Here is a 21480-nt window from a genome sequence, read left to right as displayed (position 1 = left end):
TATATTCATGAAATTTGGTGAAAAAAATAAATAGAGATTTACTATATCCAATAATGGATAGGTGGCAGAGAAGCTATGCGTGAGACTGCAGATCTCATCTACTTGGGTCCAAATCCCAACCTATCCTATCTTTATTCGAATATACAATTTTCTATAGAAATGTGCAATATATTTATTATGAATCAACAAAGAAAGTACATAAAAAACTTTATGGTTAATAAGGAATACAAATTACTTGATAATTGAATAAATACTATGTTTTAATGAAACATTTATATAAATTACAATTTTACACAATTATGATAATAATAAAATATGTTCTTTGTATACATTTATAATTAGATAATCGGTGTTAAATGTTTGAAATGCTTGGTTTAAACTAATTTACTGCTATTAAGCCGTGCAAGTATAATTTTGCATTGGGTAAATAAGAAAACATTGAAATTTGTAAGGTTTAAAATTTTTATTTGAAATTGTAACCTGGGAATTTCTTACAATTAATTATTGCCCTACAGTACGATATTGATACCGGAATTAAGTATTAATGTTAATGAAGAATGAAATAAATGTACTTGAGAAACAAGTAGATGAAATATGTGCATGAATAAAATGTTATTTATTTCTATTCAAAGAAGATTAAATTGTTGGAAAATATTAATCCCTTAATTTTTTGGCTGATATATGTATTTAATTTAACTGCACATCATTTAAAAATAATATAAACAATTCGCGATTATCCAGATGCGTGTACCGTAGATATCAATGGAGTGTTCACAATATCGGTAAAAGCAAATCCCTATTAAAATTAAATCCTGCTAAATATTAGTTCACTTTCTTGGTCTGGAAGGATATAAAGTTCCCATCACAAATGTTACAACTACGGGTTTTGCATTTTATGATCCACCATGAATATTATATAACAAAATACTGTTCACATCTATCCTTGTCCTAATTGGCATATTTAATTCCTTTTACTAAAAAACCAGAACCAAAATAAAATTTATTTTTCATGCTTTGCTGTATTATAAATATTAGCGCCATTGTTAATTTTATTTCAGGAGATTTAACCTTTTGAATGAACAATGATACAGTACAACAGATGGGCACTTATTGCAGATTTACATCCTACTGAGTAAGAAGGAAGAGCAACTGTAAATAATAAATAATTTTGCGCAATAATTACTATATATGCAAAGCTATACTTCATTGCTTGATACGTTCTAACTTTTGTCCTTATAGAATAGTTTATATTTATCTACAAATTGTATATAGATATTTTCTAATAACTACGAAAATTGAGATTTTAATTTTTATCGTATATATTCAAAACACAATAATTCTAGTGTTTTCCTTATAACTGCAATTGTATAAAAATTTTAAAATATGAAGTTTTTAGAAATTATCTATAATATGAATAATAAAATTAAATACATAATAATTGGAATTGTAGTCGTGATAGTGATCGTGGCAGGAGTTTCCTATTATATTGCTGTAGCAGAGTCTCACTTTGGTTTTCCTTCGAAAGCAACGATGAAATCAGATACTGGAAATTCCTATAATATGTCAAAAATTATTGCAGGTGGCCCACAAACAAATATAACAAAAGCAGAAAAAGTCTATTATAACCTTTCTTCCAGTGCCAGCATTATTATGGTTCAGGGGGATACAAATAGTTCTAAAATAGCTTCGGGTTTATATAAATTGATTATTGGGGAAGTGGATTCCTCGAGTGGAACATATTTTAAACAGAATGATTCATATAATGGTTTTAAATATTCAATATTCAACGCCTCATTTGGCAAAGATGCAATAGGTTATAAAAGTAATATGATCTTTATGATAACATTTTATGGCAACTATTCGAATTCAACTATGGCTAAGGTTGCAGAATCAAATATGGCATCAATGTCTAGTTTCTTTTAAAATCAAAAAATATATTAATATTATACTCTTATAAAATTTAAATTTTATATCTTTTCATAAAATTTGCACTGTTACCAAGAATAAAGGTTTTTTTATAATTTCGGGGAGTATTTGTTTGCAAGATGTGCCATAGCTATAATTAGATATCAATGCTGTTTTTCTAATATAAGAATCATTGCCCTTTTATTAAATGTGGCTCATGTACTCTTTCTAAAATTAATTTCATTAACCTTTGCCCGTTATCCTCTGCGATGCTGGACACGGCACCCTGGGTTGAAATGGAGCAATTATTTTCCTTCATTGTGCTGAAGCTTATTGTATTATATGTTAAATTATAAATATCCTTAATAATGTAGTTTGTTCCCTTATTCTTTTTTTCTGATATTGTTTCATTATTTATTTTTGATATTTGCCCAAGCATCCACATATCAGAAAAGTAGATTTTAAGCGGCCTTAGTCCTTCAGGAGTAAAAGCACCATCATATGGCTCTCCTGCAATAATTTCCTTTTTATCCATTATGCCTATGCCTATTATCCCTGTAGAGACAGAGTTATCCTGCAAAAGATACTCCTGCTTCATTGAATGGAATATAAAAACATCGAATTTTTTAAATGATTGCCATGCATTGTTTGTTCTGCCATAACTTCTGAAACCCCATGAAAATGTGTTTAATGTTTTAAGCCAGTCACATGGGGGGCCAGTGATTTTTCTTAACTTATTCTGGCTCGAAAATTTCTGCAAATCTGAAATGTTCATTTTTAAAATATTAATTTATCGTTTAAATAACTATTTAATATTCATAATTATATTTTTTAATGCAACTGCACTGTTGTGTTCAGTATTCTTTGCGGAATAAATAAATGTGATTGGGCTATTCTTTTCAGCCAGTTCCTTAACCTGTTTTATCTGCCCATCTTCATTTAATTCTATCCAATATTTTTCAACAAATTCTTCCCATTTATCATCCTCGTGGTTAAACCATTTTCTAAGTTCTGTGGATGGAGCTGCATCTTTGATCCACAAATCTATATGCCCTTTTTCTTTAGAGATTCCCCGGGGCCAGAGCCTTTCCACAAGAACTCTAAGGCCATCATCCTTGTCAGGTTCATCATAAATTCTTTTAATTTTAATCATAATAGCATTATATAAAAAGCTTAATAAATCTTTTGAAGGTTCCATCGACAAAAAAAGCAATGTATTAAATAAAGCTTTTAATTGCTTATGTGTGACACCTGCAGAGAAAAAACAAATATTGCAAAAATCAGCAATAATGTCTAACATGTCGATGATTTTATTGTTTGTTGTTTATATAATTCTCTCTTCTGTTAGATTTACTGTTTATTCAATTCTAATCATGGTAGCTATAATTATAGCCAACGGATTCATGTTTATGCACTTTAAGGATATAATGCGTGACCAGGATTCTGATGAAAATATATTTCAGTATATCACCGATGATATGAGCTGGAGATATGTCATATATCTTTCCATATTTTTCCTTTTAATGCTCATAGCTCAGGGTTACATAAAAATTGTAAGCGAATATTCATACATTATTCTGCTTAACAGCTTCATAATATTTATCTGGGCTGTTTCTGCAAATAATCCAATGGTTACAATACTTGTAAGAAAATCAGAAAAGCTCAATGATTTATATATAAACAGTGAGGCTGCCCAACTGTCGGAAGAAATGGGAATAAAAGAGCCGGAAATATATGTAATAAATACAAATAACAGAATTGCAAATGCATTTGAAGTAAATAAAAAAGAATCGTATGTGTTTATAACCAGTTATTTAATGTCAATCCTGAGCACTGATGAAATAACTGGCGTTCTTGCCCATGAACTTTCACATATAAAATTAAAACATAACAGAAAAACTCTTTTCTTCAATTTTATTGTATTTATCATCATGCTGAACCTGATGTCTCTTGGGCTCACATCCACAAATCCTGTATTTTATTACGCAACACCCTTATTTCTTCTCATATTATTTGCCTTTATTTTGTTTATCTCACCTGCAGTTAAAAGGCATAATGAAGTTGAAGCGGATTTGAACGCTGTGAAATACGTTAATAAAGATTATTTAATTGATGGCCTGAGGCGCATATCTGAAACAGATAAAATACCAGAGAATGTTATGAAATCGTTGAGCCTTGACCACCCTTCAACGGAAAAAAGGATAAAGCTTATAGAAAATAGTAAATCTTGAATTATAATATAGAACTATGCTGAGATTGATTATAGCCGATGCGGAACTTCAGACTGTTCCGGAAAATATGGCAAAAGATAAAGCAATAAGAAATATTGCAGAGAAGAACCATAAAAAACCATCAGAAATGCTTCTGGATTCTAATTATATGCATACAAGCATTGAAAGGTTTTTTCCGGGCGAATCAAACAGGAGAGGAAGGCCTGACATAATATACATATTCCTGGAAATGGCAATGGAATCGATTTTGAATAGAGATAAAATGCTTGAAGTTTATGTCCATACAAGGGATAATTATATAATTCATATTAACAGTGAAACAAAGCTTCCAAGGTCATATAACAGATTTCAGGGGCTAATGGAAGATCTTTTCAAAAAACGTTCAATCGAGTACAATGGGAATGAACTGCTTTCAATGAAAGATGGAAATATAGTACCGTTCCTTAAAGGGCTTGATGGAAAAACAATAGCACTTTCACCGGATGGCAATGATTCTTCCTTATCAGGAATAATAAGCAACAATAACCTTAATGTTGTAATAGGCGGGTTTTCACAGGGGGATTATATATCGGATATCTATGGAAATTTTCCTGCGTATAAGATATTTAATCAGGAACTTACTATCTGGTCTGCAGGCATGGAAGTGATATCAGAGTATGAGCGTTATACAAAATTAATAAAATAAAAACAAAAAGAATAAATTTATAGTAATAATACCATATAGATTTCAATGGCACGAATGCATACAAGAAAGAGAGGAAAATCAGGTTCCACCAGAATGGCATTAATAGAAAGGCCTTCATGGATCCAGAGCGATGATGAAATAAAGGAAGAAATACTGAAATTTAAGAAGGAGGGCCTATCAAATTCAATGATTGGCATAAAATTAAGAGACCAGTATACCGTACCTGGAGTAAGACCAGTTCTTCATCAGAAAATGGCAAAAATACTGGAAGAAAACGGCATAAAAGATGATATCCCAGAGGATCTTGCATTTCTTTTAAAAAGATATAAGAATGTGTCAAAACACCTTCTGTTAAACAGCAAAGATATTAGCAATAAGAGAGGAAGCCAGCTTATAATGTCGAAGATTCTTCGCCTTATGAGATATTACAAGCGCACTGGAAGATTATCAGCTGACTGGTCTCTGAAAAGAGCACTATGATTTATGATATTTTAGGGGAAGAACTCTTTAATATTTTACATCAGGGTACTGAAAGGATAAAAAAAGAAAAATACGTAAGAGTCCTTGCACATTATGATGGGGATGGGGTAAGTTCCTCAATTATACTTTTAAAACTTCTTGAAAAATGGAGAATAGAGTACCATCTTTCATTTATAAAAAATCTGGACAATGAGGGTTTTCGATCGCTCTATGAAGAAGATCCGAATCTTTTTACCATAATAGTTGATGCAGGTTCTTCCCAGCTTTCATCTATCACAGACTATTCAAATTACATTGTATTAGATCATCATTTTTATGAAAAGAGAGAATGCTCTGGAATTAATATAAACGCAAGGGATTATGGCATAAACGGAACAAGGGAAGCATGCGGTGCAACCATGGCATTTATATTTGCCTTAGTGGCAGATGAGGATAATAAAGACCTGTTTCCATTTTTTATGTCTGGTGTCATGGCCGATAAGCAGGATATCGGAGGATTATCAGGGCTAAATAAGAAAATTTATGATGAATATAATTCTTATAAAATACACCATACATTGAACCTTGAAGGTACAGTCGCAGATGCAATTACATATTCTATTGACCCTTTCTTTTATGGCCTTACTGGCCATCCAGATGACGTAAAAAAGTTTCTGGATAACAGTGCAATAGACCCTGAAAAAAATGTTATTGATCTGACAACAGATGAAAATAAAGTGCTTGGAAACAAACTTGCATTGACCATTCTAAAAAACAATACCGGTTCAGATGCCATAAAATATCTGGAAGAAGATGTTATTTATTTTGAGGATATTGGTTTTACATCAAAGGAATTGAATTCAATAATTGATGGTAATGCCAGAATTGGCATGCAATCACTGCCTGTCCAGTATTTCCTTGGAGACAACAGTGTGGGAAATGAAATGATAGGCAATGTAAAGATATTCAAAACCAGGTTAATTGACTATATATACAGGGCAAGAAGCGACCTTAAAGAAGAAAAATATCTTAGATATTTTTATGCGCCTGAATCTGAAATGGCAGGGCCCATTGCAGGAGCAATAGCGCTTTATACTGTAAAGCCTGACAAACCGGTAATCGGCTTTAACGCTGGTTCTGATGACATAAAAATATCTTCCAGGGGTTCAAGGCGTTCCGTCAGCAGAGGATTAAACCTTTCTGAGGTTATGAAAACGGCATGTGCGGATGCTGGAGGTTCTGGGGGAGGGCATGATATTGCTGCCGGTGGAATAATACCAAAGGGTAAAGAAAAGCAATTCCTTGAAGTTGCCGGCGGAATAATAAAATCACAGATTAAAATTATTTAAATTTCGTTAAAAATATTAACGCGTTATTAATAAGGAAATATGAATATAGATTCAGCCATAAAACAGTATAAAAATTCTATTTTATCCGTATCAAAACAAATCTATGATTTTGCTGAACTTGGAAGTAAAGAATACAAATCCTCAAAATTATTAATGGAAGAATTGCAAAAACAGGGTTTTACAATTGTAAATCCATATATGGAGATGGATACTGCATTCAGGGCAGAATATGGTGTTGGTTCCCCTGTTGCGGGAATATTAATGGAATATGATGCTTTGCCCAATGGGCATTCATGCGGCCATAATCTGATAGCTGCATGGGCTTATGGAACTGCCATGGTTGTTAAGTCTATGATCTCCCAGGGAAAAATTGTGGTTTTTGGCACACCTTCCGAAGAGGGAATTGGCCCATATGCAGGCAGCAAAGCCAGAATGGCAGATGCCGGTGCATTCAAAGGCATAGATTTTGTAACTGGAATGCATCCTGATGACCGCTGGGCAGTTGGATCAAAGGCGCTTGCTGATGCAGAAATGGAATTTACGTTTCACGGAAAGTCCTCACATATGGCCGCATCACCATGTTATGGAATCAATGCCCTGGATGCACTTGTTACTTCGTATACAGCAATAAATAACATGCGCGACTGGGCGAGGAGCGATAAAAATACTGTAATAGGCATGGTTATACGTGATGGTGGAAAGGCATCCAATGTTGTGCCTGAAACTGCATCAATGGAAGTAGATATAAGGTCCAGCAGCTCTGTTTTTTTAAAGAAATTTGTTGAAAAAGTCAAAAAGCTTGTTAATGGAATTTCAGAAGGGTATGGAACAACACTGGAAATTAAAGAATTAATGCCAACTTATTCCGAATACAATGCAAATCATATAATGGATGAGTTGCTTTTTCAGGAGTTAAAGAAAGCTGGTATTGATGCTTTCAATATTGATGATTCAGATGAACCTGCCGGTGGGAGTACAGATGAAGCAAATGTAAGCCTTAAAGTGCCAACAGGGCATATAGATATGAAAATTGGGACAGGGCTTCCAGGCCATTCAGATGCCTTCAGGATTGCTGCAAATCCCGATCTGGCAGGAGAAAATCTTATGGTTGCAATAAGTGCGGCATCTGCTGCCATACTTCACATTATGGAAAATAAAAAATATTTAAATGAAATTAAAAGAGAGTTTGATGAATATGGACAATAGAATAAAACCTCCGAAGCTTAATCCCGGTGACGAAATAAGGGTTATAGCACCGGCAAGCGCACCTGATATGATAAAGCTTTCAAGAGGAATTGCCAGGCTTAAAAAACTGGGATATAAAGTAACTGTAGGGAAAAATATAAAGAAACTTAACCAGAGAAATGACCTTGCAGCACCTGCTAAAGACAGGGCAGAAGAGTTAATGTCTGCCTTTAAAGATGACAATGTAAAAGCCATTTTCTGTGCAAGAGGAGGGTATGGAAGCATACACATACTTTCACTCCTGGATTACGAAACAATCAGGGAACATCCAAAAATATTTATGGGATACAGTGACATCACTGCACTGCACCTTGCAATAAACAGAAATTCAAATATGATTACTTTCCATGGGCCAATGGTGGCTTCCGATGTTGATGACATAAGCAAGCCTTCTTTTAAAGAATTTTTGGAAATTTTGTCAGGAAAATCTGACGAAATAAATATTTACAGAGATAGATTAATAAAATATATTATTCCTGGCACAACGGAAGGATGCTCTATGGGAACAAATATTTCCCTTGTGGCTTCTCTTCTTGGCACAAATTTTATACCGGATACAGCTGGGAAAATATTCTTTATTGAGGATACAGATGTCACATCTGGTGATATTGACCGTTATTTTTTTAGCATGAAGCTTGCAAATATAATTGAACAGTTCAATGGCTTCGTTTTCGGAGATTTTAAGGCAATATTTGATAGGGAAGAGCCAATGCCATCAATAGAAGATGTTGTCCAGAAATTTATGAATGAAATTAACAAGCCATCGCTGTATGGCGCTCCATTCGGGCATGGTGAAGAACAGATGGTCCTTCCTCTTAATGCCAAAATGAAGATAAGCGATGAGGAGCCTTATATGGAGCTCAAAGAAAATGTCGTTGATTGAGCATTATTACTGAAAATCATATATTTAACAAAAATCTTTTATTAACATCGCAATATCTGCTACCATGAAGGTAGAAAAATTAGTTTATGGAATTTACCCGAAAACCAGTGAGCTGCGTTTGCATATTGGCAGATGGGAAAAGGGGAACATTCCGGACGCAACGCTCAATGAAAATATAAAAGCTGAAAAAGAAATATTATACGATGCATTGATAGAAGATGAAATAGAGCATACAGATCCGTTATTTAACTGGTATGACATATTCAGGCCATTATCACTCTTAATTGATGGCATAGACCTTGGCCCACTTACAAGGTTCAAGGAAACAAATACATTTTACAGGATGCCGGAAATCTCCGATATTGCGGGACTTTCTATTGACCCGAAAGATTTTTCACCACTTAATGAAAATCCTCCGCTTCCATTATATTCAAAAAGCAGGAAATATTTCAATGCTTTCCTTCCTTCTCCAATGTCGTTCTTTAAAATGTCAAATAGCAAAATACCATACAGTGAATTCCAGGAAAAGCTTGAAAAAATTTATTTAAAAATCCTTGAAGAGTTCAAAATTAAGGATATTGTCCTTTATGATCCGTTGCCATACAGCAGTTCAGATGTTCTTGATATCAATTTATTGAATGACTTTAAGACAAAACTGGTAACTACAGGCAAACTGTTTAAAAGCAATATAATTGGAAAACCTTATTCCATAATAGTTGATGACAATGAAAATAATTTTAAAATTTCAAAGGAGAATTCCACCGTGCCGGGAATAAAATTAATAAATGGTTACAATACAAGAATGGAAAATATTGCTGAAATTAATAAAAAATTAGAATCCTTGAATTCCGACAGGGTTATAATAAGCCACAGCGAGTATTTTGATTTTTTGCCAAGAGTTATTGCAGATAAAAAACTGGAACTTATATCTAAAATAGGTGAATAAAATGGGGAACTATTTAATATCTCAGGAAATAGGCAGTTTCAGAAAGCCAAAGTATTTGAGCACTGTATTTCATAAAATATATGGAACAGATGAATATTATAAACTTTCAGAAAAAGCTACAAAGGAAACATTAGAAATTTTCGACCGTGCCGGCCTTGATAATATAGGTGTCGGAGGGGAAATGTTCAGATGGGAAATGTACGAGCATCAGGCAAATAGAATTGATGGAATTAATTTCTATGGTCCTGTAAGATCATTTGATAACAGGTATTACAAGAAAGGAAGCATAGTAAAGGATTTATCAATTAAGGAATCTTTCCACTCCGATGAGCTGGAATATTTATTATCAAAAGATTACAGCAACATAAAGATACCGGTTACAGGCCCATACACAATGATGGACTGGTCATTCAATGAGCATTACAGTGACAGGTATGAAACAGCCATGGCATTTGCTGGACTGCTTAATGAGGAAATGAAAAGCCTGAAAAAACTATGGGATTCGAAGTATCCAGGCAAAAAGCTTGAGATTCAGCTTGATGAACCTGCAACAACAACCCATTCAGATGAAATGAATATAGTTGTTGATTCATTAAATAAATCTGTAGAAGGAATAGATAACTGCGAGTTTACCATACATGTATGCTACAGTACCGATTACAGCCTTTTATATAATGTTATGAACGATATAAAAATAGATGGGCTAAACCTTGAATTTGCAAATAGGGATACACTTGAACTGGGGACTTCTGATTCAGCAAGGCCAGGATATGAGGATTTAAAATATTTCCAGCAATTGAATACCAGAAAGAAATTTATAGGCCTTGGGGTAACCGATGTACATATAGATTATATTGAGCCTGTTCAGTTAATAAAGGATAGAATAGAATATGCATTGAATATAATGCCTCCGGAACTGATAAGAGTTAATCCGGATTGCGGGTTAAGAACCAGGTCTATAGAAACAGGCTATGAAAAATTAAAAAATATGGATATTGCTAGAAAGGAAATATTAAGGGAAATTGAATAATTTTTTTTAATTATTTTCAAAGAATTCAAAGTCTTCTTCATCCTCTAAAGCTTTTTTCCTTTTGCCCCTTCTTATTAAGAATAATATTATGAATATAATATAACTCAATATTCCGAGGAATATCAGCATGGTTATTATGTAGGATATTAAAGTATAGTGCACAGAAACCTCATTAGATGAAACGAAAGCACCGTTTGATGTATATGCATCAACCATCACATAATAGGTTTTGCCTATTGTGAGGCCTGGAAGGAATGAGAAATCTGTACCCTGTGATGTTATTACATCGGTATGTGAATTTATCATCAGTGAGTTATTTGCATATGCCACAACATATTCTGCAAAGTTGCTATATGGATACTTATCCCAGGAAATAAATGCATAATAGAATCCGATTGGTAAGGTATATGAAATTTTGAAGTTAAATACAAGCACAGATACACTTTCAGGGCTCATGTATACAACATTGTTAGGACTTTGCGAAACAGCAGTGGTGTTATTCTGGTAAAGATATTCGTGGAATGTAAGCGTTGTGGTTTTATTAAGAAACAATATGAACTGTCCGGATTGATTTGTGTAGCCTATTGTTTTGTTATCGTATGTTATATTTACATTGCTTAATCCATAATAATATTGTATATTTTTCACGATTCCCGTTATTTCTGAACCTGTATTTTCAGGATAAAGCAATACATACATATTCCTTGTAACGCCAGGGGTCAATTCAACTGCCTGGTTGTCTGATATGTATCCAGTATCCGTAACATTTACTGTAGTTTTTTCTGGGGTAATATAAAGGTAATGATAGCCACCATCAGTTTCTGATGGTTTGCCATTAATATTTACTGTTGCATTTCCATTTGGAACAAAAACATCAATAAGCACTTTTTCGGGCACCAGTGTTATTGATTTTATGCTATTTGAGTTTGCATATCCTGTATAATATCCAGAAGAGGCTATGGAAGCATTATTATTATCGGAAAGTTCATACACATTTATGGTGCCCGAGGACGATTTATAATTGAAATAATGGTCTATGAGAAGGTTATATTCCGGGCTGGAATATGATGGTGTTGAATTTACAGTTAATTTAACAGAATCGATTGAAGGTACATAAATTGTTCTGGAAAGAGTTTTGCCGCTATAAGTGGCTGTTATTACATATGTTCCACCGGAGAGCGTATCCGGATTCTGGGCACTGGAGCCATTCACTTTATATGATTCTGAAGCGCCATTACTCAAACTGAATGTAACTGTAGATATTGTTCCAAATTTAATGGAATAGACTATATGCACAGGACCATGAGTTCCAGATATTTGCTGGTTAGTTTCATTTCCCATTGAAGCAACAAGTGAACTGTTGGCTTTATAATAAGTAAAAACAATTTTGCTGTAGTTATTGCCCATATTGCTGTATCCATACTGGTAGATTCCTGTATAGCTAATTGCCTCTGTACTGTTGCTTACTTCTATACTGCTATAAGTACCATGTGGAATATTTACAAAATTTATTCGTGAACTATCCTGCTGTGCCCCAACGGCTGCACGGTAATCGCCTGCAAATGCCAGTGGAATATTCAGAGTTTTTTCTACTTTTCCATTAACAAGAAAAGATATTTCAGTCCCGGAAATATTTACACCTAACTTTGCAGAGGAAGAACCGGGAAGCATTCCTTCTGTTTTTGTTCCATTCTCATATATGCTGTACCTGTAATAATAACCGGTGGAATTTGCGGAAATTCCGAATTTAATATAGTTATTCGTATTTTCATAGAATCCAAGATAGTAATAAGTGCTTCCATTGAATTCTTCAACATTATTCTGCGGTACTGCAACATTTGCTGATATGGCTGTGGCATATGATGTATTGTTCAGTACTGCAACAGTGCCATATCCATTCAAGATCAGTGCGCTGTCATTGATAAGATTGCTTACAAGCGGAGTTCCAAGCCCGGTAACTGGATTCCATCCCGACCCGGCATTGTAGCCATAATTTGATCCAGATGTAATCTGGGTAAATGTATTTGTATAATATTTAGTCTCTGAAATTTTATAAAACAAAGGGTTTACAACGCCCATAGACCTGTTAAAGTACTGGTCCATTGTAGCAATTATACCTGCCCACATTGGCGTGGCTATGCTGGTTCCACCCAGTGTAGATTCCTCGCCATTAACAATTACCAGCACACCAGTATTTGGATTTGCATCAAGAGATACATCAGGCACACCACGCTGATTTTCTGTATAATTTGGGGCTATCTGGTAATAAGGGGTTGAAAAATATGAAGAAAATCCACCTCCGCTTGCCTCAACTTTACCACTCACGATATTTCCCCATGCAGTCTGTGTAAATCCACTTCTTGTTTGAGTAAGCGTAGTTCCACCTACCCCAAGAACATATGGGTCTGAAGCTGGAAAATTAACTGCAAGATGTGATGTTCCGTCATCAGCACCCTGATCGCCCGATGCGGCAACTATTGTAATATTTTCCTCTGCTGCCTGTTTGTATATATTATTAAGTTCAGATATTGATGACAGTGAAAGATTGCTCTCAGCCTCCCCCCAGCTCAGAGATATGATGTCTCCTAATTTGTGAGAAATTGCATAGGCAACAGAATCAAGAAGCCTGGAGCCATCACCCGGTGCCAGCACTAAATCTATTTTTGCACCTGGAGCAATAGCATGAGACCATTCAACGTCTATAGCAGTTTCAGATGCCCATCCAGAGTTTGTGGATGTAATTGAACCTTCAGGAGTAATTGTTGTAATATTTGCAGGTGGTAACCCGGTGATGTTGTCAAAAGCGCTTACATCATAATTTAAAGTTGGATCTCCGTAGGCATCTACTATAACTATCGTGGTATTATTGCCATAGTATCCTTTACTATGAATATAATTCATATCATATGCATCATATATATCAGATGGGGTATATGGTTTAGCCTGATAATCAGGGCTCTGCACATATGGTATAAAATCATCTGAGCTGTTAAATATAAAATACTGTATGCCATAAGTACGGTTAAGTTCACTGAAAACATAGGTTATTGTGCCCTGATTCTTTGTATCGTTGACGTTTAGAAGGTTCCCATAATAATTATAATGAATTCCACTTGAGTTGAGGTCATTCCCAACATAAGATTCCAGGCTGGAAGGTACGTATGCAAGCAAAACAGGATTTTGACCATTGCTGCTCTCAGCGTTATTTACTGAAGTTATTGCAGGAGGTATATCACTATCAAGAACTGCTAGTGATGATATAAGCATAATGAAAATCAGAGTAACTGCTATTATTTTCTTCTGGGACATTTCCATATATCTCATGAAATAAATCATAATTTAAATACTTAATGACAGTAATTGATAGAATTCTTTTGCTGATAAGTGTTAAACAAGAAAAAGATTTTAAACCTTAATTAATATACAGGATAAATGAAAAAGTACTTGCCAGCAGTTATAGTTATACTTTCACTTATTATGGTGATGGCTCCATTTGCATCTTCAGCTTCAACGGTTACAATGCCACCTGCACCAGCAACGCTTCCATCTGTTCATTATTACTATAATGGAACAAAGGAATCCATAACTGATGCTGACTGGACTGCATTTTTTGCAGATGTAATACAAAATACAAGCTATGTTAAATATAATTTCAATACATCAACACAGTATTTAATAGTATACGACCTTAACTATACAGGAATGAATCCATATGGATTGCAGTTTCTGGTTGCCTTATCAGAGATCGGTACGCCTACATTAAAAAATATGACCACGGCTTTTGAGATAACTGAACATGAAGGTTCACAGGTTACATCAGGAGGGAAAGCATTAACCAATATAGAGGCACTGAATTTGGGGGCGTATCCTGGATTTTCATTTTCAAAGCCAGTAGTGAAGCCATTATCCACAGAATATTTGTATGTTGGCATACTGGTAGCAATAGTAGCAGGAATGGTAGTTTTATATTATGTATTTAACAGGAAGAAATGAAAAAAATAATATCCAATTAACCAATATTTAAAAATATGAAAAAAATTGTAGTAGGTATTACAGGAGCTTCAGGGACAGTTCTTGCAGTAAAATTTCTGGAAAATATAAATAATGCAGAGATACATCTGGTAGTATCTGACGGTGCTAAGAAGGTCATGGAACTGGAAACAAATTATAATATTGAATATTTAAAAAAACTTTCAAGTTTTTATTACGAAGATTCAGATATAGCTGCCAGGATAAGTTCGGGAAGTTTTGTATTTGATACTTTTATCATAATTCCATGTTCTTCATCAACACTTGCAAAAATTGCAGCAGGGATATCAGATACTTTAATAACACGGGTAGCGACAGTTGCCATGAAAGAAAGGCGAAAAATGATAATTGTACCCAGAGAGATGCCATTCAATACCATAATGCTTGAAAATATGCTAAAACTTTCCATGAACAATGTAATAGTTTCACCTGCAATTCCAGGATATTACACAAAACCTTCAACCATGGATGATTTACTTAATTTTGTTGTTGCAAGGATTCTTGATCTTTCAGGAATAGAAAATAATATTTCACCAAGGTGGAAAGATGCTTGAATTTATGGCTGACCATATGCTTGGAAGATTGTGCAAGTGGCTCCGGCTCATGGGATATAATGTACAGTATCCACAATGCCACAGTGACAATGATATATTAAAGAAATGCCAGAAGGAAAACCTTATACTCCTCACAAGAGATTATGAATTTTATAGAAGATATGATAAATCAGTATATATTGACAGCCCAGACTTCAAAATGCAGTTAAGGCAGATGGCAAAAATGTATCCTCCAGACCCTAAATTGTTTTTCACAAGATGCCCTGAATGCAATGCACTGCTTCAAACTGTAAAAACGGATTCCATGGATGCATCGTATGAGTCTGTAAAATCAAGATTTACCGAGGTCAAACAATGCCCGGTATGCAAAAGGTATTACTGGGAAGGCTCCCATTACGGGAAAATATTGGTACAGCTTAACGAAGTAATGGAAGGCTAAGTTTTTAATTTAATTTAAAATCAAGAAGAGTGAAAATTATAGAAGATAATAAAAAGGATTCAAAAATAATCATAATGATCAATACTGTAGATGATCTATGGTACTTAAAAAATATATTAAGCCCGGATGACCAGATCATAACATCGGTTTTCCGCAGGGTTGAACAGAATTCCGATCTAACCAGATCTAAAGCTACAGAGAGAAAAAAAATAAAAATAAGATTAAAAATAGAAAAAATTGATTTTCTTCCATACACAGACAACCTGAAAATACTTGGTGAAATAACTGAAGGAGAAAACTCTGGAAGCCATCAATCCGTAATGATTGGAATTGATGATGAAATAACAGTAATAAAAGACCTTAATGAAGAGGAACGAAATCTTCTGAAAGAGGCTGTTGAAAACTATTATAGAAATACAATTGTATTTGTTTCAATGGATGATGAAACATGCACAATTGCCCTGCTAAAATCCTATGGAATCCAGGGTATTGGAGAGATCTCCTCCGAAAAATCTGGCAAGGACTATGAAGTTTCAAATATAAAATCCGGTTATTACGATGAAATTATTTCTGCATTGAAGAATATTAAAAATCCTGGAGCCATTATTATACTGGGGCCGGGATTTGAACATACAAAGTTTTATGATAAAATTGTGAATAATCCTGCATTCAGCAATATAAAAATCTATGATTTTCCGGAAACCGATAACGGGAAGCGGGGCATTTACGAATTTATGGCGGAGAAGAAATCGGATGAAATTTTAAAGGGTGCAAGGCTGGCTTCTGATGAAAAATTAATCGAGAATTTTCTTATGAATTTAAATAAAACACAGCTTAGTGTTTATGGTTTTGATGAATTGATTAAATATGCAAAAATGAATATGCTGGAAACATTGCTCATATCAGAATCAAAATTTAAGGATCCTGAAACCAGAAAGCTTCTTAATGAAATGTCTGGTGTTGATGTTCATATAATCAGTGACTATACCGATTCGGGAGGGATAATAAAACAATTTGGAGGCTATTGCGGGATACTCAGGTATAAATATTAAATAATTTCAAGCTTTAAAGGATCTCCATTCCTGGTATATGCGGAAAAATTGTTTAAATTATATGGGTATCCAACTATCATATGCACCGGGCCGGTATTTGAAAACATATGCAAATCTGCATCGGATGGGTGAGTATTGCCAGAAGGATGGGAGTGCACTGAACCTACATAAGTAAAATCTATGGGTATTGCATACATCGGGAATATCACATGCACATTGCCGCTTATAGTTCCAGGAATCAACACTATTTCATATATTATATTATGTTCCGCACGAAGAAAAGCCCCAAATTCATTAGGATATGAATCCTTGGAAGCTTCCATAATCATATTCAGTGTTCTTTCCCTAATTAACCACATCTTTTATCAGTTTCTCCCTCAATCTATCATAAAATGAATTTTTTAATTCTATGAATGTCAATTTTTCATCTGAAATTCTTATATCTATCTGATCGTTGCCAGTTACTACTGATTCTTTCTGTCCATCTATTATAACCAGTGAACTGAATTTTCCTATAATTTTGATTGTAATTTTAGTATTATCCGGGCATACTATTGGCCGCAGCCTTGAACCAAAGGGTGCAATATATGATATCACCATGGCTTTTAGAGATGGTATAAGTATTGGGCCGCCAGCACTGTATGAATATGAAGTTGAACCTATAGGAGTTGCAATTATCACGCCATCAGCGCTGGTATTTTCCATGAAACGGTCATTTATATAAACACTGAACTTTCTGATTTTTGATATTCTTGCAGTATGTATCACAACATCGTTTATGCCCTGGCCAAAAAGTTTGCCGTTTACATATACATTCAATTTCATAACATCGTATGTTTTGTAATTTCCCTGTATTAAATTATACACAGATTCTTCTATATTACCGATTTCTACCTCTGAAAGGAATCCAAGCCCGCCAACGTTGATTCCCATTATTTTTCCTCTGGAAAGCTGGGCGGTTTTAAGTATTGTGCCATCTCCTCCAATTACAATTATAATGTCTGCATCAATATCTTTAAAATTTGTACCCTTTCTATTTAGAGATTTTGCAAGCTTATCTTCCAGCACAATTTCCCATGAAGGCGGTATTAACTCTATTATGCGCCTTGCGATCTTTATGCATGAATAGCAGTTTATTCTTGCTATAATTCCTAATTTCATTTATACACCAGTACATTCATCTATTATATAGCATTTAATTAATTTTATGCTTATTTTTATAAAAATATAGAATTAAGATTTATTTATTTTTTCTATATATTTATGTGTTAATCATATAATGTTATCTATTTTAATATTTTCCATAGAAATGAATTTATACTCTAACATAATGATGATTTATGGCTAAAATCTCAGATTCGGTAAAAGTAATAGTAAGCAATAATCTCGTTTATTCCATGGCAATTTCCAGTGGCTTATGCAATTATACTAAAATTGCTGAAGATATAAGGGATAAGGTCGAAGCCATGACCGGAAAAAATGTGAAATTTAACACAATAGTAAAGGTACTGGCCAATATGAAAGCAGAGAAGCCAGAATATGCAGACGATCTGAAAATACTAAAAAAGTCTTCGCTCACAATAGAATATGAATATAGTATATTATATTTTGATGACATTAAAAAAGTGCCTGAAAATGCAATTCTTATTATGAAAGAGGGGAATATATACATATGCATAGCCAGCATTGGGAATATACAGAGTAAAATAGCTTTAATAAAATTAATACTCCCAAAGGAATCTTCTTTCACACCGGGGCTCACGCTTCTAATCACAGATTACCTTATGACCTATGGGATTAAATTCACCAACATATACAGACTTGATACAGAAATATGGATAATAATTGATAATTCCAATGCAGGTAAAGCCCTTTACCATCTGAGTAATCTGCTTCATGAGAATTAATAATTCATAAATAATGATTTATTGCTATAATTTAAATGAATATGAAAATTTATATATACATATGAATAATATATTTATACCTTTATGCAATAATGTTTCGGTATCATGATAGATATAACAATGTTAGAATATGTGCTTGCAATAATATCAGGAGTTGCTGTCGGCTTTAGTCTCGGGCTTATTGGAGGTGGAGGGTCAATTCTGGCTGTCCCACTTTTTATATATTTTGTTGGTATTCATCACCCACATCTTGCAATAGGAACAACAGCCCTTGCAGTTGGAATAACTGCATATATTAATTTTGCACAGCATTTAAAGGAGAAAAATGCAAATGTCAGGTTAGGTGGAATTTTTGCCCTTGTTGGTATAATTGGAGTTCTAGTTGGTTCTACAGTAGGATTGCTCATAAAGGGTGGGGAACTTTTATTCTTTTTCTCAATGTTGATGGTCATTATAGGAATATATATGTATATAAGCAAATGCAGGGCAGTCCCTGATGAGGATTGCAAAGAGCGGAAGCAGCACACAAATTATCAAAAAGTATCCGGGTATTCCCTTATCGTAGGCTTTGCCTCAGGATTTTTCGGAATCGGGGGAGGTTTTCTAATTGTTCCTGGACTTCTGGCCTCTTCAAGAATAAAAATGGGAATGGCAATAGGAACGTCCCTGCTTGCTGTTGGTACATTTGGTGTTGTAACGGCAATCAGATATGCAATAGTTGCACCTGGGCTTCAATATATAAGCAGTGGAATAATAGGAGATGTGCTTGTCTTTGTTGCAATAGTATATGTAATTGGAGGAATATTTGGCGGGTATCTGGGAACTAAATTATCGGTAAATCTTGGGAACAGAAAAGGAGACCTTAGAAAGGTATTTTCAATAATAATTATATTAGTAGGAATATACGTAGCGTATGAATCTTATCCAGCATTACTTCATATATTTACCGTATTATAATTTTTAAATTTATTAAAACTTTTAAATAAAATATACTTTTAATCGGATAAACTTTCCATTAAAATTGTAAATCGCTGAATCAATCTCTGCAATGCATAGTTTAAAACGTCTTTTGCTTTCAATGAACCGTCAGTTTCAAATTTAAATATAAATTTGCTGGCATCCTCTTCTACAACAACACCGTCCCTTTCCATCAACTGTGAAAGGAAACTGCAGTGTATATCATCGGTGAAAACTATGATATCATCGTTTTCGCTGACAACGGATTTTGGGCATTTATCCTTGTAAAACTGCCAGCCATCCATTACAGATTTTGTTACATGGAAATTTCTGTGATATTTATATGAAACACCCGATGTTGCCTGCCATTTTGCATGTTCTTTTCCACGGCCAAGTATCGCTTCACATGTGACCAGCATTGCCTGATTTTTTTTAAGTTCTATAATCGGTATAAGTGGATCCGCAACCGTAAGTTCTGGATTGTTTACAGGCATTATGTCAGATGAGAAAACCATGCCTGGACCAAGTTTGTTAATTGAATATGTTATTGTACAGAGGTCACATCCTTTTCCTCCGCATGAACATTCATCCCTGAAATTTAATGATAAATCACTTTTTAATGGGATAAGGCCAAGCCTGGATGCAACAACTTCATCGAATAATGGGAGAGATGAGTCGTAGACATTGCCATCTGCGTCCCTTATTTCGCCATGGTGAAAAATAACGTTTTCAATGGCCAGTTTCGGTATATCATTGATCAGTGTCCGCCTTATAGAGTTGGCAATTCCCGGTGTAATACCGTCTGCGGAAAAACTAATGAAATTGTCCTTTAACTCCAAGATTTTAATCATGATTAAACTCTCCTTCCTCTCTTTCCGCCCTTCTTTTTTGTTCCATCATGAGGTGTAGGTGTGACTTCTTCTATTCTCAAAATTTTAAATCCAGCTCTTGAAAGTGTTCTTATAGCAGATTGTGCACCTGGACCGGGTATTCTGGATCTACTTCCTCCCGGTGCCCTGACTCTTATGATCAAATCTGTAATTTCCTTTTCCCTAAGTTTTTCGGTAATTATATCTGAAGCTTTCATAGCTGCATAGGGACTTGATTCCTCACGGTCGTTTTTTACAACCATGCCGCCCGTGGATTTTGCTATTGTTTCTGAGCCGGTCTGGTCTGTAATCAATATTATTGTGTTATTTTGTGATGCATATATATGTGCAATTCCTATTTTATTCATTTCCTTTCACCCTTCTCATTATTTTCTTCCTGATTTTCTGCTCTTCCAGAAAGTATCAATCTGATTGGATGCTTATCGTCTGAAAATGGTGATTTTTCACTGTAAGTAATATAATCTTCTTCTCCTTTTTGAATTGCAATGCTCGGCACAGTAACAATACGGTCTCCTACCTTGATATGGCCATGAGTTATAAGCTGCCTTGCCTGTTTCATTGTTGTAGCCATATTTAACTGGTATACAAGTGTCTGAAGCCTTCTGTCAAGTATGTTCTCAATATTAAGGGTAAGAATATCATCAAGTGTTGCACCCTCGCTCAGGAAGCTTAATTTATCGAGTTTTTTTAATAAAAGCTGGAATTGTTTCTGTGCAATTGGATCATTATATCTGACCTTTGCCTGAAGTGTTCTAGCCTGTGCACGGAAAGAGGACAGGACAGCCTGAGCTCTCCATAATTCCCTTTTATTTTTTAATCCGTATTTATTAACAATCTCCCTTTCACTGCCTATTCTTTCCTTCTCCCAGGGATGCCTTGGAGTTGAATATCTCTTTCTCTGAAATTTTTGATCTCCCAT

23 protein-coding genes are annotated in these 21480 nt (G+C 34.5%); 15 read left to right on the top strand and 8 right to left on the bottom strand.

Annotation, left to right across the window (positions count from 1 at the left end; all coding sequences use genetic code 11):
* The first annotated feature begins 1410 nt into the window (after positions 1–1410).
* Positions 1411–1923: a hypothetical protein gene (locus tag WKI77_RS02185; protein ID WP_337860195.1), complete on the top strand. Its 513-nt coding sequence runs from the start codon at positions 1411–1413 to the stop codon at positions 1921–1923.
* A gap of 172 nt (positions 1924–2095) precedes the next feature.
* Here WKI77_RS02185 and WKI77_RS02180 read toward each other — a convergent pair whose 3' ends face one another.
* Both WKI77_RS02180 and WKI77_RS02175 read right to left on the bottom strand, forming a co-directional pair.
* Entirely contained in the window at positions 2096–2680 is a 585-nt protein-coding gene (locus WKI77_RS02180) for a hypothetical protein (protein ID WP_337860194.1), read from the bottom strand.
* A gap of 30 nt (positions 2681–2710) precedes the next feature.
* A complete protein-coding gene (locus WKI77_RS02175; RefSeq protein WP_337860193.1) occupies positions 2711–3058 on the bottom strand; it encodes a DUF488 family protein in 348 nt (115 codons plus the stop codon).
* Positions 3059–3149: 91 nt separating this feature from the next.
* Here WKI77_RS02175 and WKI77_RS02170 point away from each other — a divergent pair, with 91 nt between their 5' ends.
* The 8 genes from WKI77_RS02170 (at position 3150) to WKI77_RS02135 (ending at position 10733) form a co-directional block, all read left to right on the top strand.
* Positions 3150–4136: a M48 family metallopeptidase gene (locus WKI77_RS02170; RefSeq protein ID WP_337860192.1), complete on the top strand. Its 987-nt coding sequence runs from the start codon at positions 3150–3152 to the stop codon at positions 4134–4136.
* A gap of 16 nt (positions 4137–4152) precedes the next feature.
* A complete protein-coding gene (locus WKI77_RS02165; protein ID WP_337860191.1) occupies positions 4153–4821 on the top strand; it encodes a 16S rRNA methyltransferase in 669 nt (222 codons plus the stop codon).
* Between the two features lie 45 nt (positions 4822–4866).
* Positions 4867–5301 (top strand): 30S ribosomal protein S15, encoded by a 435-nt coding sequence (locus tag WKI77_RS02160; RefSeq protein ID WP_337860190.1) that lies wholly within the window; start codon positions 4867–4869, stop codon positions 5299–5301.
* On the top strand, positions 5298–6629 hold the full coding sequence (locus tag WKI77_RS02155; protein ID WP_337860189.1) for a DHH family phosphoesterase: 1332 nt from the start codon (positions 5298–5300) through the stop codon (positions 6627–6629). The genes WKI77_RS02160 and WKI77_RS02155 overlap by 4 nt, the downstream gene beginning before the upstream one ends.
* A gap of 39 nt (positions 6630–6668) precedes the next feature.
* Positions 6669–7835, top strand: a complete 1167-nt coding sequence (locus WKI77_RS02150; protein ID WP_337860188.1) for an amidohydrolase — start codon at positions 6669–6671, stop codon at positions 7833–7835.
* The gene (locus WKI77_RS02145) at positions 7819–8757 is read left to right on the top strand and encodes an LD-carboxypeptidase (protein WP_337860187.1); all 939 of its coding nucleotides are present in this window, start codon (positions 7819–7821) and stop codon (positions 8755–8757) included. Before WKI77_RS02150 ends, WKI77_RS02145 begins: the two co-directional genes overlap by 17 nt.
* Before the next feature lie 64 nt (positions 8758–8821).
* Positions 8822–9703: a hypothetical protein gene (locus WKI77_RS02140; RefSeq protein WP_337860186.1), complete on the top strand. Its 882-nt coding sequence runs from the start codon at positions 8822–8824 to the stop codon at positions 9701–9703.
* A gap of 1 nt (position 9704) precedes the next feature.
* The gene (locus WKI77_RS02135) at positions 9705–10733 is read left to right on the top strand and encodes a methionine synthase (protein WP_337860185.1); all 1029 of its coding nucleotides are present in this window, start codon (positions 9705–9707) and stop codon (positions 10731–10733) included.
* Between the two features lie 6 nt (positions 10734–10739).
* Here the strand turns inward: WKI77_RS02135 and WKI77_RS02130 are convergent, their stop codons facing one another.
* A complete protein-coding gene (locus WKI77_RS02130) occupies positions 10740–14057 on the bottom strand; it encodes a S8 family serine peptidase (protein WP_337860184.1) in 3318 nt (1105 codons plus the stop codon).
* Positions 14058–14165: 108 nt separating this feature from the next.
* Between WKI77_RS02130 and WKI77_RS02125 the strand changes: the two genes are divergently transcribed.
* Genes WKI77_RS02125 through WKI77_RS02110 form a run of 4 tightly spaced genes read left to right on the top strand, consistent with a single transcriptional unit; the run spans position 14166 to position 16807 of the window.
* A complete protein-coding gene (locus WKI77_RS02125) occupies positions 14166–14726 on the top strand; it encodes a hypothetical protein (protein WP_337860183.1) in 561 nt (186 codons plus the stop codon).
* A gap of 35 nt (positions 14727–14761) precedes the next feature.
* Entirely contained in the window at positions 14762–15316 is a 555-nt protein-coding gene (locus WKI77_RS02120; RefSeq protein ID WP_337860182.1) for a UbiX family flavin prenyltransferase, read from the top strand.
* Entirely contained in the window at positions 15309–15755 is a 447-nt protein-coding gene (locus tag WKI77_RS02115; RefSeq protein WP_337860181.1) for a Mut7-C RNAse domain-containing protein, read from the top strand. The genes WKI77_RS02120 and WKI77_RS02115 overlap by 8 nt, the downstream gene beginning before the upstream one ends.
* A 29-nt stretch (positions 15756–15784) precedes the next feature.
* The gene (locus WKI77_RS02110; protein ID WP_337860180.1) at positions 15785–16807 is read left to right on the top strand and encodes an mRNA surveillance protein pelota; all 1023 of its coding nucleotides are present in this window, start codon (positions 15785–15787) and stop codon (positions 16805–16807) included.
* Here the strand turns inward: WKI77_RS02110 and WKI77_RS02105 are convergent.
* On the bottom strand, positions 16804–17166 hold the full coding sequence (locus WKI77_RS02105) for a Mov34/MPN/PAD-1 family protein (RefSeq protein WP_337860179.1): 363 nt from the start codon (positions 17164–17166) through the stop codon (positions 16804–16806). The two genes, WKI77_RS02110 and WKI77_RS02105, sit on opposite strands and share 4 nt — an antisense overlap.
* A complete protein-coding gene (locus WKI77_RS02100) occupies positions 17153–17968 on the bottom strand; it encodes an NAD(+) kinase (protein WP_337860178.1) in 816 nt (271 codons plus the stop codon). The genes WKI77_RS02105 and WKI77_RS02100 overlap by 14 nt, the downstream gene beginning before the upstream one ends.
* A gap of 179 nt (positions 17969–18147) precedes the next feature.
* Here WKI77_RS02100 and WKI77_RS02095 point away from each other — a divergent pair, with 179 nt between their 5' ends.
* Together WKI77_RS02095 and WKI77_RS02090 are read left to right on the top strand one after the other, a co-directional pair.
* Positions 18148–18714, top strand: coding sequence for a hypothetical protein (locus tag WKI77_RS02095; protein ID WP_337860177.1), 567 nt, complete (start codon positions 18148–18150; stop codon positions 18712–18714).
* 105 nt (positions 18715–18819) lie between these two features.
* Complete coding sequence (locus WKI77_RS02090) at positions 18820–19671, top strand: sulfite exporter TauE/SafE family protein (protein WP_337860176.1); 852 nt, start codon at positions 18820–18822, stop codon at positions 19669–19671.
* Between the two features lie 38 nt (positions 19672–19709).
* Here WKI77_RS02090 and WKI77_RS02085 read toward each other — a convergent pair whose 3' ends face one another.
* From WKI77_RS02085 to WKI77_RS02075, 3 genes are read right to left on the bottom strand one after another with little or no spacing between them, the layout of a single operon-like run.
* The gene (locus WKI77_RS02085; protein WP_337860175.1) at positions 19710–20522 is read right to left on the bottom strand and encodes a DNA-directed RNA polymerase subunit D; all 813 of its coding nucleotides are present in this window, start codon (positions 20520–20522) and stop codon (positions 19710–19712) included.
* A gap of 2 nt (positions 20523–20524) precedes the next feature.
* Positions 20525–20908, bottom strand: a complete 384-nt coding sequence (locus tag WKI77_RS02080) for a 30S ribosomal protein S11 (RefSeq protein WP_009887283.1) — start codon at positions 20906–20908, stop codon at positions 20525–20527.
* Positions 20905–21480, bottom strand: coding sequence for a 30S ribosomal protein S4 (locus WKI77_RS02075; RefSeq protein ID WP_337860174.1), 576 nt, complete (start codon positions 21478–21480; stop codon positions 20905–20907). Before WKI77_RS02075 ends, WKI77_RS02080 begins: the two co-directional genes overlap by 4 nt.

Source organism: Ferroplasma sp. (genome assembly GCF_037442045.1).
GTDB lineage: Archaea > Thermoplasmatota > Thermoplasmata > Thermoplasmatales > Thermoplasmataceae > Ferroplasma.
The sequence above is the reverse complement of the archived record's forward strand: the minus strand, read 5'-3'. Positions and strand labels throughout refer to the sequence as shown.